The following is a 12,533-nucleotide window of genomic DNA, read 5'->3' as shown; positions in this document are numbered from 1 at the left end:
CTTGAACGGGACATTGAAGCCTACATTCACTTTTACAATTACGAACGATTACAGGCGAAACTAAACGGCCTCAGTCCAATGGAGTTTAGGACTAAGGCCGTTTAACAGGTTTTATTATTTGTAATGTCTACTTGACGGGGTGCAGTTCACTTCAGGGACAGTCCCTTTACTCGTATATACGATTTATAAAATAAGTCTGAATTACTTGCCGCCTGCGCGTGCAAGCTCTTTCTTGTTCGCTTCGAACGCTGCAAGAAGTGCCGCTTCGCCCACTAAGCCTGTATCTTCAACCTTGCGGATCTGTTCAAGCATACGCTTGTAGTCCTTAGGAATAACTTTAACGAATTTCGAAAGCGATGCTTCCCAATCATTCAATAGACGGTTACCAATCGCACTCTCTGTATACTTAACATGTGATTCAATCAAACCACGAAGTTCAGCAACATCTACAGAGTCTTCTAGGCGCTCCAGCAATACCATCTCCAGATTGCAATGATTGTAGAAATCGCCTTTCTCATCGTAGATATACGCGACTCCGCCAGACATACCTGCCGCAAAGTTACGACCTGTTAGGCCAAGAATAACGACGCGTCCGCCTGTCATATACTCACAGCCATGATCGCCGACACCTTCTACAACTACATTTGCGCCGCTGTTCCGAACAGCGAAGCGTTCGCCAGCTGCACCGCGGATATAGGCTTGACCGCTAGTAGCACCATACAGCGCTGTGTTACCGATAATAACATTGTCCTCAGCCACAAAAGTTGCCTTTGGTGACGGTGCTACAATGATTTTACCGCCGGATAACCCTTTTCCTACATAGTCATTCGAATCGCCTTCGATTGACAATGTGATTCCTTTTGGCACGAATGCACCAAAGCTTTGGCCAGCCGTTCCGACAAAATGGTAAGAAATCGTATCTTCCGGCAAACCTGCTGCACCGTATTTACGGGTAACTTCGCTACCAAGAATCGTACCAACAACACGGTTCGTGTTCAAAATAGGGAATGTTCCGCGCACGCGCTCGCCATTCTCAATCGCAGCCTTTGCAAGTGGAACGAGCTGCTGCATATCAAGCGACAATTCAAGACCATGGTTTTGCTCTTGAACATTGTAGCGAACTGCATCCTGTGGTAGATCAGCTTCGTACAGCAAGCCAGAGAGATCAATACCTTTTGCTTTGTAATGCTCAAGCAGCTGCTTCGTTTCCAAAATATCGACGCGGCCAACCATTTCTTGAATGGTACGGAAACCGAGCTCTGCCATTATCTCACGCAGCTCTTCAGCAATGAAGCGCAGGTAGTTAACAACATGGCTAGGATCGCCCATAAATTTTTTGCGAAGCTCAGGATTTTGAGTTGCAACGCCTACTGGACAAGTATCCAATTGGCATACACGCATCATGATGCAGCCTAGCACGATAAGCGGAGCCGTCGAGAAGCCATATTCTTCTGCTCCAAGCAGTACAGCAATCGCAACGTCACGGCCATTCATCATTTTGCCATCTGTCTCAAGAACAACACGGTCACGCAATTTGTTTAGCATTAGCGTTTGATGTGTTTCTGCAAGACCAAGCTCCCACGGCAAACCTGCGTGACGAATCGAGCCCATTGGAGAAGCTCCAGTTCCGCCATCATAACCGCTGACCATAATAACATCTGCGCGGCCTTTCGCAACGCCAGTCGCAATCGTACCAACGCCAACACCAGATACCAGCTTTACATTGATTCTTGCGCGTGGATTAGCATTTTTCAAGTCATGAACAAGCTCTGCCAAATCCTCAATAGAATAAATATCGTGATGCGGCGGCGGCGAGATCAGTCCTACGCCAGGCGTGGAACCACGAACCTCGGCTACCCAAGGATATACTTTAAGGCCAGGCAGTTGACCGCCCTCACCAGGCTTAGCGCCTTGAGCCATTTTAATTTGAATCTCATCTGCATTAACCAAGTAGTTGCTCGTTACGCCAAAACGTCCCGATGCTACTTGTTTAATCGCACTGCGTCTGGAGTCGCCATTCGCATCTGGTATAAAGCGTGCTGGATCTTCTCCACCTTCGCCCGTATTGGATTTGCCGCCTAGGCGGTTCATCGCAATAGCCAGACTCTCATGGGCTTCTTTACTGATTGAACCAAATGACATCGCACCTGTTTTGAAGCGTTTTACGATGGATTCAAGTGATTCAACTTCCTCAAGCGGAACGGCTTGACGGCCTTCCTTAAACTTGAGCAAAGAACGAAGCGTAAGATGTTTTTTGTCCTCGCCCTGTACAAGCGCAGAGAACTTTTTGTATAGCTTGTAGTCATTCGCACGAGAAGCCATTTGCAGCGTATGAATTGTTTGCGGTGTAAACAAATGGTCTTCGCCATCTTTACGCCACTGGTAATCACCGCCAGAGTCAAGCTCTTTCTCTCCGCCTTCTTGCTCAGCGAAAGCGCGGTTATGGTGCTTCAACGTCTCTTCAGCAATAACATCTAGACCGATGCCGCCGATGCGGGACGGTGTCCATGTGAAGTACTCGTTAATCACATCTTCTTTCAAACCGAGCGCTTCAAAAATTTGAGCACCACGGTAGGATTGAATGGTCGAGATACCCATTTTGGACAATATTTTAATAACGCCTTTAGTGGCTGCTTTAATATAATTTTTCACTGCTTTATCATGTGATACGCCGCGAAGCATGCCTTGCTTAATCATGTCGTCAAGCGATTCAAATGCAAGATAAGGGTTAACTGCGCTTACGCCGTAACCAAGCAGCAATGCATAGTGATGCACTTCACGAGGTTCGCCGGATTCCAGCAAAATAGCAACCTTTGTCCGTGTACCTTGGCGAATAAGATGATGATGCAGTGCCGCTACTGCCAGCAAAGCTGGAATTGCAGCATTTTCCTTGTCGACGCCACGATCGGATAGAATAAGCAGATTATGTCCCTTCGCAATAACACGATCAGCCGCTTCACACATTTGTGTAAGCGCAGCGCGCAAGCCCGTCTCACCCTCATTTGCAGGGAAGAAGATCGGGAGTGTAATGGAACGGAAGCCAGGACGGCGCACATGGCGCAGCTTGGCGAATTGCTCATTAGACAAAATAGGCGTATCCAATTTGATGTGTCGGCAGCTCTCTGGCTCTGGATTAAGCAGATTGCGTTCTGGACCAATCGTTGTACCTGTCGCAGTAATAATCTCCTCACGAATCGCATCAATAGGCGGATTCGTAACTTGTGCAAACAACTGCTTGAAGTAATTGTACAAACGCTGCGGACGCTCTGACAACACCGCCAGCGGTGCATCATAACCCATTGAAGCGATAGGCTCCATGCCGCTGCCAGCCATCGGCTCAAGCACTTTGCGAATGTCTTCAAATGTGTATCCGAATGCTTGCTGTCTCATTTGAACAGTAGCATGGTTTGGTTCTGGCAGCTCAGGAGCTTCCGGCAAATCTTCCAAATCAACAAGATGCTCATTCAGCCATTCGCGATATGGATGCTCGGTCTCGATTTCCGCTTTCACTTCTTCATCAGAAATGATGCGGCCTTGCTCTGTATCTACAAGCAGCATGCGCCCTGGACGCAAGCGGTCTTTGTACAAAATATCCTCTGGCGGAATCTCCACGGTTCCAGCCTCGGAGCCGAGAATAATATGATCGTCCTTCGTTACGTAATAACGAGCTGGACGAAGACCATTGCGGTCAAGCACCGCACCGATTTTTACGCCGTCAGTAAAACCAAGCGCAGCTGGGCCATCCCATGGCTCCATCAATGTGCTGTGGTATTCATAAAATGCTTTGCGCTCGTCGCTCATGCTCTCATGATTGGACCAAGGCTCTGGCACCATCATCATTGCGGCATGTGCCATTGAACGACCGGACAAGAATAGGAACTCCAGCGTGTTGTCGAACATTGCTGTATCCGATCCATCTGGGTTAATAACAGGTTTGATTTTCTCGATATCATCACCGAACAATTCAGAGGCAAACAAGGTTTGACGGGCATGCATCCAGTTCACATTGCCGCGAAGGGTATTAATTTCTCCGTTATGAATCATATAATGGAAAGGATGAGCGCGTTCCCAGCTTGGGAATGTATTCGTACTAAAACGGGAATGTACAAGCGCCATTGCCGAAACAACGGATTCATCGTTCAGCTCGGTATAGAACGAACGCACCTGCTCTGTCGTAAGCATTCCTTTATATACGATTTTTCTGGAGGATAGGCTAGAGAAGTAAAACATATTGCCGCCTTCTTTGCCGGCATAACGAATCGCAAGCTCAGCGCGCTTACGAATAACATATAATTTGCGTTCAAATGCCATATTGTCCTTCAGGCTGTCGTTCATGCCGATAAACAATTGACGAACATAAGGCTTAACAGCTAATGCGGATTCACCCAGTTTCTTATCATCCGTTGGAACCGTACGCCAACCGATAACCGATTGGTTCTCCTCTTGAACGATCGTTTCCACTTCACGCTCAATTGCACGGCGAGCTTCTTCATCCTGCGGCATAAAAATCATACCTACGGCATAGTGTCCTTCGACGGGAAGTACAATTTCTTGCTTCTTTAATTCAGCCGCAAAAAATGTATGAGGAATTTGAAGTAAAATACCTGCTCCATCTCCCGTATTCGGTTCGCTGCCTTGACCACCGCGATGCTCCATATTCTCGAGCAGCATCAGCGCTTGGCGAATGACCTTGTGTGACTTGATTCCCTTGATGTTGGCCACAAAGCCCATGCCGCATGCGTCTTTCTCAAACTGCGGATCATAGAGCCCCTGCTTCGGCGGCAATCCCAAAATATGTTCTTTCATTGTGAGCAACCTTTCTATGAGAAGATTTTTGGGTAAGCGTGAACGTGTTGAAATTAAGCACCGATGAATACGCATTACGCTTCATTTTTGGCTTGTTTTATCATAGAATGGTAGTCAGCGAGGCACACCGGCCTGCTCCTTGACATTCCTAAGCTAAACGGAAACGTCTCTTATAGAGCGTTAACGTTTAATTGACCACACCCGGCCTTTACCGCGTCATAGCGATTATCCTGTTATTTTATCATTAGGCCAAAGCGGAATCAATTTAATATTTTCATAATAGTTTGCACTATTTTACTACAAATTCAATTATTGAAGATGGTTTTGGAAGGCGTTAGCTTCGATTCTCTGCGGAGTATCATCATAGCATACCCAGCAGTTTTTATTTCCTTTTATTTTAACAGAGGAGTGTGTACTTATTGTATAGCAAGTTTAGGAAAGCGGCGTTTCGCGCTGCATCGTCAGTATTGATCGCTATCGTGCTTACAACCGGTATTTTCTCTCCACTAAGTATAAGCACTGCCGGGAATAACGCTCCTACTGCTCATGCAGCCTCTGTAGTTGACAAAAAGATAGATGATCACACTTACCGCATCGTCGCGGTTGGTGATTCATTAACTGCCGGCTACGAATATGGCTTTACCGAACAATCCATTCCATATGGCTTCGTAGAGCATGTATACGAACAAGCTTTATTCCATGGACTTCGTGCAGAGTACATCAATTATGGGGTGCTAGGGCTCCAAACATCAGGATTAAAGCGATGGATTGAAGCCGTTGTGAGCGGTGCCAGCGTAAAAGGCTCTGATATTCAGAGCGGGCTGCCCGATCCACGCGCAGAGCGAATATTTGTTGAAACATCGCTGCTCCGCTCTGCCTTAAGTGAAGCTGATCTAATCGTAATGACAATAGGCGGCAACGACTTGTATGCTGTTCTCGACAAGTTAAATAAGGGTGCCGATCGTGCCGAGACGACTGCTGTGCTGGACAAGGCTTTGGACACTTACGAGACGGAGCTTGAGCCTGCTCTAAGATTGCTGCTTTCTCAGCAGCCAAATGCCCAAATCATTATCGCAGATCAATATCTGCCAATCCCTCCTCCATTAAAGGTAGGATCGCTCATCTTTCCTCTTTACCCTGAGGCTGACCGGTTGTTTCTGAAGGATAGCATCAAGCAGCTGCGGGAACGCTTAAATCAGATAATCGAACGGCTTGTGAAAGAAGGATTTAATGTTAAAATCGCAAATGTCTCATCTTCCTTCATAGATAATGAGCTAAGCTATACTTCAATTGCAAAAGGGGACATACATCCTAGCAGGGCGGGTTATGCTGCAATGGGGAAATCCTTTTCGAAGGCCATTTGGGGAGATTATCGCATCGTTAAGCCAAGAGCGAAGGATGATGAGGCTGCTATTGCTATTGTCGTTAATGGAAAAGAAATGATTAGCGCAAATAAACCAATGGTTGTTCATAATCGCACTTTCGTACCGCTTCGGAGCATTGCAGACGCATTAGGCGCTACCACCAAATGGAACGCCGCTGCGCAGACGGCAACTATAAAAGTTGCCGATCGAGCGGTGGATATAACGGTAGGGCAATCCTCTTTCCGTGAAAACGGTGCAGTTAAAGCACTAAATACACCGCCTGCTTTTATTCATACCGTTGGCAAAGCAAGCACGTTATATGTTCCGCTTGCCGCATTATCAGAAGGATTGCAATTCCAAGTGATTTATCGCGATACTCTAAAAACCGTCTTCATTAATAAATAATATAAAGCTATTTATATTCCTTTAAGAGCTGCTGCATTTGCTCCAAGCCTTTAGCCGCCCAGCGCTGCAGTCGATCCAGTGAAGCAATTTCGGCTTCTGCGGCAGCTCTTAAAGAATCGTTATACTCAGGAATAGTACCTGTATGCCGCTTTACGTCACGCAGCAAAACATTTGTTTTTTCTGTAAAGCTTAGTGCACGACGCTCATGAAACATAGGCACGTCTGGATTATAAGGATTATGCAGGTCTCCTTGCTCAGGATGCTTTAACACAGCTAATACCTTTACGAGAGCACGAGGCCCGTTAATTTCAACAAGCTCACCTAGATAATGACCGGAGCGGATTTCAGCTCTAACGTTGTCCCCTATTTTCAAACTATCGTCAACCTGGTTATTTCGTTCCATATCGAACCATCCTCACTTTATTATGTTATATTTGCTTGTAAAATATATGTAAATATAGTTGACTACTTAGTTACATATAATAATAACATGTACATCTTCATTCTAGGATAATTTATCCACCACATTATTCGCAACCCTAGCGGATAAAACTTGTGTTAGTCGCACTTGCATCGTAATATGGAATTAGAAAAGTAGGTGGAATGAATGCGTAAGAAAAGAGTGCTTCTGCTCTCTGAAGGCTTTGGCTCTGGTCATACCCAAGCTGCCTATGCGCTCGCTGTCGGACTCAAGCAATTAAGTCCRGGGATTCAGACCCGCGTCATCGAGTTAGGAAATTTCCTTAATCCGGTGCTTGGTCCGTGGATTATATCTGCATATCGCAAAACGGTAAGCAAACAACCAAAGATGGTCGGTCTTATGTACCGCAGCAACTATAAGAAGTCGCTTAACCGCTTTACACAGCTTGCGCTTCATCGTGTGTTTTATACCCAAACGTCACAGGTCATATCCCAGCTGAAGCCAGAACTAATCGTATGCACCCATCCTGTACCGAATGCTGTCGTTGCTCGGCTCAAACGTCTAGGACTAGACATACGGTTATATACGCTTATTACAGACTATGATGCACATGGGTCATGGGTAAACCAAGAAGTCAATAAATACCTCGTTTCAAGCGAGCTTGTGAAAGAGCGGCTCATGGAAAAAGGGGTTACAACAGACCGAATTGAAGTAACAGGAATCCCTGTTCACCCCAACTTCTGGCATACATACGAGAAAGAAGAGATTAGAGCGCAATTTGATTTGAAAAACATGCCGACCGTACTCATAATGGGCGGCGGTTGGGGAATTTTATACGAGGACAATGCCCTTGAATATATGACCAAATGGCGGGAAAGCACACAACTCATTTACTGCGTTGGCTCAAACGAGAAGATGAAGGAAAAAATGCTTGCCGATCCCCTTTTTCAGCATCCTAACATTCGTATACTTGGCTTCACTCGCGAGGTGAACAAGCTGATGGATGTCTCCGATCTTCTAATTACGAAACCTGGCGGCATGACCTGCACAGAAGGAATGAGCAAAGGAATTCCAATGCTGTTTTATGAGCCGATTCCTGGACAAGAAGAAGAGAACTGCGAATATTTCATCAATAACGGATTTGGAGAAATGCTCGATTCGAACGATACTGTCGATAAGTGGTTCAAGCTTATTCATGAGCCTTACGCTTCAGGCCAGTTTAGAGACAGCCTGCTTACCAAACGCAATCAACAATACGACCCCACGAGTTGTCCAAACGCCGTCCTGCGACTGATGCAGTGACGGTTTTCTTTTTAAAATAAGAATGAAGCATAAATTGTATGCCCTTATCCAAATAGTATATCTGATGAAGGGAGCTGTTTATAATGAGTTCGAAGATGACAGACGGAAAAACGATTATTTTGAGGTTGGAAATTGATACGAATCTTGCGCAGTTTGGCCGAGCAGCTACAGCAATCGAACAAGCCAAAGGCGATATTATCGCCATAGACGTCATACATACAGACAAAAACAAAAGCTTGCGCGATTTAACTGTGAAAATATCGGAGCATGGCGCAGCAGAACGGCTTACGACAGCCTTGAAATCATTAGAAGGCATTCGGCTCGTTCATATATCCGACCGTACCTTCCTGCTTCATCTTGGAGGAAAAATTTCAATTCAGCCGAAAACGCCGATCCAAAACCGCGATGATTTGTCCCGTGTCTATACGCCGGATGTGGCTAGAGTATGCCAAGCGATCGCTGAAGAACCATCCAAAGCTTATACGCTCACCATAAAAAGAAATATGGTTGCCGTCGTTTCCGACGGAAGCGCGGTGCTTGGCCTCGGCAATATCGGTCCATATGCAGCTATGCCTGTCATGGAAGGCAAAGCGATGCTGTTCAAGCAATTTGCCGATGTCGATGCGTTCCCGATCTGCCTCGACACGCAGGATACCGAAACCATCATTGCAACGATCAAAAACATTGCGCCTGCCTTTGGCGGCATTAATTTAGAGGATATTTCCTCCCCTCGCTGCTTTGAAATTGAACAAAGGTTAAAGCAGGAGCTTGATATTCCTGTCTTTCATGATGATCAGCATGGTACTGCGGTCGTATTATACGCGGGGCTGCTAAATGCGCTGAAGCTGACAAATCGAAGCCTCCAAGAGGCTCGCATCGTTATTTGCGGAATCGGGGCAGCAGGAACCGCTTGTACAAAAATGCTGATCGCCGGAGGAGCAAAACATATTATCGGTGTGGACCGGGCTGGGATATTGTCCGCTGACTGTGTTTATGACAACCCTATGTGGCAGTGGTATGCTAATCATACGAATGAAGAGCGCATCACAGGCGGTTTAGCTGAAGCGCTAAACGGCGCTGATGTTTTTATAGGCGTTTCGGCCGGCGGCATATTGACGCGAGAGCATATTACAACGATGGCAAAAGATCCAATCGTTTTCGCAATGGCGAATCCAGAGCCTGAAATACGCCCTGAACTAGCTGAGGATATCGTCGCTGTTTTTGCTACGGGGAGATCGGATTATCCTAATCAGATTAACAATGTTCTCTGCTTTCCGGGAATTTTCCGTGGAGCGCTCGATAGCCGGGCTGCCACAATTAATGAAGAGATGAAGCTTGCGGCAGCAGAAGCCATTGCCTCCGTTATCAGTGATGAAGAACTGAGCCCTATGTATATAGTTCCTAGCGTCTTCAACACGAGAGTCGTTGAGGAAGTACGGCGACGCGTCATACAGGCTGCTCAGCAAAGCGGTGTCTCTCGCCGTCAAATTCGGGAGTAGCTGCTGCCATTCTATTCTTTGTAGTAATCTCCGCTCGTTTACGGCCCCCGTAACGAGCTTTTTTTTATTTTTAGCAACGTGAATTTTTCTAAATCATCAATAATCATAAGAATTGAAAATGCTGGGAGAGAATATTCTGAAAAAGACGTTGAAACCTGTAAGCAGGTTATCACGTATTCGTTCTTAAGCACTTGGTCTAGAGGAACTAGAGAAGCGGAGATGAAACACATGACAAGTATCATCTTCTTAAGCGAAAAAATTATGCTATAATTAAAATATCAAGCGCTAAAGCGCTTTTTCAACAAGCTGCAGCATATGTTAGCATAAGTGGAATTTACACACGGTATATTTCGTAAAAGCAGGCTTTATGTGCAGGTTAGTTGATGGAAAGGGAGCCTGGTAATGTTTCAAGCCGTAGTCGATTTTTTAAAGGATTTCGGTCCACTCGGATTGTTTATTCATTCGTTTCTAGACGCAGTTATATTTCCCATTCCTGCTTTTTTTCTTCAAGTTTCATTGAGCATACTCAATCCATCTACAGCATTATGGCTGGCCACTGTGGGCTATATCGCCTGCCTCCTAGGTACACCTGTCGGGTATTATTTGGGAAAGATTATGGGCAAATCCGTTCTATATAAATTTCTAAAAAAAGAATGGATCGATGCCGCTACGGATAAGTTTCAGAAAAATGGCGAAGCAGCCATTCTTATCGGCTCTTTCACACCTATTCCATTCAAAGTATTTACAATATTGTCTGGTTGCTTAAATTTCCCTCTTTGGAGATTAATCGGGTACGCAGCAATTGGCCGGGGCTTAAAGTTCTATATTGTTGGATCATTATTTTATTTCTACGGACGCGCTGCGGAAAGCATGGTTAAGGATGTTTCCTTGTATATCTTTTTAGGAGCCGTGCCTATTCTCATTGTTTATCTTTTTCTTCGCAAGAGACGTAACAAGAAGAAAGCGCTCGAGGACAAAGAAGTTGAAGCAGTCCAGAACGAACAAATTAAACATAACGATAATGCGAAAATTCAAATAGATTCATAAGCAATTTCATACAGATGTAAAAAAGCCAGTTAGGAATAAATCCTAACTGGCTTTTTTGAGGTTATAACGCGCTTCCACCGAACAGTATACGATACTCCCAATGGGTACCTTCAATACTGCTGACGGTAACACCGCCCCCCTCTTTCGAATACGTATGCAATACTTTGCCGTCTCCCAAATAAATCCCGTCATGAGTAATCGTAGCTTTAGATTTATCAATTCCATTATAGGCTGATGCCTTCGTTCCTTTATAGGACATAAAGAATACGATATCACCGCGTTTCAACTGCTTCCAGTTGGTCGTAATAGAACCTTTATCCTTTACGTACTGACCTTGCTGACGAGAGTCAGCCGGGAGCTTCAGAGAGACGCCATCAAGAAAGGCTTGTCTCACGAAATCGGAGCAATCAAAAGTTGTCGTCGTGTTGCGATCAGAACTGTATTCATAAGGGGTGCCTAAATACTTCATCCCTGCAGCTATGATTTTCTCAACCTGCTTATCTTTTGATACATCAGGATTCGTAACTGTTCCACCGCCATTGCCGCCCGTGTTCCCCCCAGTATTCCCACCAGGAATAGTCCCAGTTACTTTCAAGTAGGAAGAATCTGTGCTTACATAGCCGCGAATACCGTTGCCATCCTTCACTTCATACCAATAGCTGTTTGTCTTTTCTACGATAGTTACCTGCTCACCTTTCTTCAAATATCGAATGCGTTCACCCGATGTCGATGCCGCCTTTCGGAAAGAAACAGAAGATAGAGCGACTGCATTGCCGTCTTGTGCAGGAACCGAGGTTTGAAGCTCAATATACTGTGATGAGGTCGATATGTAACCTTGTTTACCCGAAGAATCTGCTACTTTATACCAATATGAATTAACCTTATTCATCACCGTAATTTGTTCGCCTTTCTTTAAACTGCGAATAATGGATGCTGATGTCGAAGGTGATGTGCGCATATTTACGCTCGATTGTACCTCTGCTGCTTGTGTTGTCTGAGCCGCCAGCGCTGCTGGAACTGAAAGTGAACTAAACAATAATGCTGCCGTTAACGTTGCTGTTGCCATCCTTTTTTTCATGCTGTGTTGCAATCCTTACGCCTCCTTGGTGTGTAAACAGTTTAAGTTTCACGGTTCTGCTTCATTGTAAATTCGATTAGATTAGACAAGTATCGACCAAAAAGCCTATTTAACCCCTCTTCGTAATAGGTTTTAAGAACCACAAAATCGTCGTATGTACACAAAAAAAAGACATCCCAATTAAGAGGATGCCTTAGTACCTATATGCACTTGAAATTTACTCCATCACTGCAACTAAATTGTATGATTTTCATGTGAAGAGTAGGTCTTTTGGCAGAATCAGCCTTTCATGCCATTTGAACCATAAATTTTGATTTTGAACTCATTTGGCAACAATTACCGATTGGATTTAATGATTTTCCGGCTTACTTGCCCCTGTATTCTCGATTAGCTCATCGGGCTCAACGTGAACATGTATGCTCATTATGTTATGCTTCCTACTCATTCGACGCTCGATTTCGTCACTTATTTGATGGCTTTCGATCAATGTAAGCTCGGGATCAACCTGAACGATTACATCGACAAGTACATGACTGCCATGTACTCTAGCTTTAATATCCTTAATCGATTTAACACCTTTCGTTTTGGCAATTGTTGAACTTAGAGAGGAC

The 12,533-nt window shown here is 45.1% G+C and carries 9 protein-coding genes; 5 read left to right on the top strand and 4 right to left on the bottom strand.

What is annotated here, in order from left to right:
• Window positions 1-12 precede the first annotated feature (12 nt).
• On the top strand, window positions 13-105 hold the full coding sequence (locus tag AC1DPK_RS33605) for an IS3 family transposase (RefSeq protein ID WP_477510785.1): 93 nt from the start codon (window positions 13-15) through the stop codon (window positions 103-105).
• 96 nt (window positions 106-201) lie between these two features.
• Here the strand turns inward: AC1DPK_RS33605 and gltB are convergent, their stop codons facing one another.
• Window positions 202-4,806 (bottom strand): glutamate synthase large subunit, encoded by a 4,605-nt coding sequence (gene gltB / locus AC1DPK_RS33600; RefSeq protein ID WP_477512975.1) that lies wholly within the window; start codon window positions 4,804-4,806, stop codon window positions 202-204.
• Between the two features lie 419 nt (window positions 4,807-5,225).
• Here gltB and AC1DPK_RS33595 point away from each other — a divergent pair, with 419 nt between their 5' ends.
• Window positions 5,226-6,575 carry an SGNH/GDSL hydrolase family protein gene (locus AC1DPK_RS33595; RefSeq protein ID WP_477512974.1) on the top strand — a complete coding sequence of 450 codons (1,350 nt, stop codon included), beginning with the start codon at window positions 5,226-5,228 and terminating at the stop codon, window positions 6,573-6,575.
• Between the two features lie 7 nt (window positions 6,576-6,582).
• Here AC1DPK_RS33595 and kapB read toward each other — a convergent pair whose 3' ends face one another.
• On the bottom strand, window positions 6,583-6,978 hold the full coding sequence (gene kapB, locus AC1DPK_RS33590) for a kinase-associated lipoprotein KapB (RefSeq protein ID WP_477512973.1): 396 nt from the start codon (window positions 6,976-6,978) through the stop codon (window positions 6,583-6,585).
• 204 nt (window positions 6,979-7,182) lie between these two features.
• Here kapB and AC1DPK_RS33585 point away from each other — a divergent pair, with 204 nt between their 5' ends.
• The 3 genes from AC1DPK_RS33585 (at window position 7,183) to AC1DPK_RS33575 (ending at window position 10,844) form a co-directional block, all read left to right on the top strand.
• Complete coding sequence (locus AC1DPK_RS33585) at window positions 7,183-8,298, top strand: MGDG synthase family glycosyltransferase (protein WP_477512972.1); 1,116 nt, start codon at window positions 7,183-7,185, stop codon at window positions 8,296-8,298.
• A gap of 83 nt (window positions 8,299-8,381) precedes the next feature.
• Window positions 8,382-9,797 (top strand): NAD-dependent malic enzyme, encoded by a 1,416-nt coding sequence (locus tag AC1DPK_RS33580; RefSeq protein WP_475443667.1) that lies wholly within the window; start codon window positions 8,382-8,384, stop codon window positions 9,795-9,797.
• Between the two features lie 402 nt (window positions 9,798-10,199).
• Complete coding sequence (locus AC1DPK_RS33575) at window positions 10,200-10,844, top strand: YqaA family protein (protein ID WP_477512971.1); 645 nt, start codon at window positions 10,200-10,202, stop codon at window positions 10,842-10,844.
• Window positions 10,845-10,905: 61 nt separating this feature from the next.
• Here the strand turns inward: AC1DPK_RS33575 and AC1DPK_RS33570 are convergent, their stop codons facing one another.
• Together AC1DPK_RS33570 and AC1DPK_RS33565 are read right to left on the bottom strand one after the other, a co-directional pair.
• Entirely contained in the window at window positions 10,906-11,934 is a 1,029-nt protein-coding gene (locus AC1DPK_RS33570; RefSeq protein WP_477512970.1) for a C40 family peptidase, read from the bottom strand.
• A gap of 337 nt (window positions 11,935-12,271) precedes the next feature.
• Window positions 12,272-12,533, bottom strand: a 262-nt coding sequence (locus AC1DPK_RS33565; protein WP_477512969.1) for a cation transporter dimerization domain-containing protein, incomplete at its 5' end; no start/stop codon positions are given.

This window comes from Paenibacillus sp. 01T424, assembly GCF_056398745.1.
This window is presented reverse-complemented; position numbering and strand designations above follow the sequence as displayed.

Excerpts from the sequence above, each read along its gene's own strand:
- kapB (WP_477512973.1), bottom strand. The coding sequence starts at position 6,978 with ATGGAACGAAATAACCAGGTTGACGATAGTTTGAAAATAGGGGACAAC.
- gltB (WP_477512975.1), bottom strand. The coding sequence starts at position 4,806 with ATGAAAGAACATATTTTGGGATTGCCGCCGAAGCAGGGGCTCTATGAT.
- AC1DPK_RS33580 (WP_475443667.1), top strand. The coding sequence starts at position 8,382 with ATGAGTTCGAAGATGACAGACGGAAAAACGATTATTTTGAGGTTGGAA.
- AC1DPK_RS33575 (WP_477512971.1), top strand. The coding sequence starts at position 10,200 with ATGTTTCAAGCCGTAGTCGATTTTTTAAAGGATTTCGGTCCACTCGGA.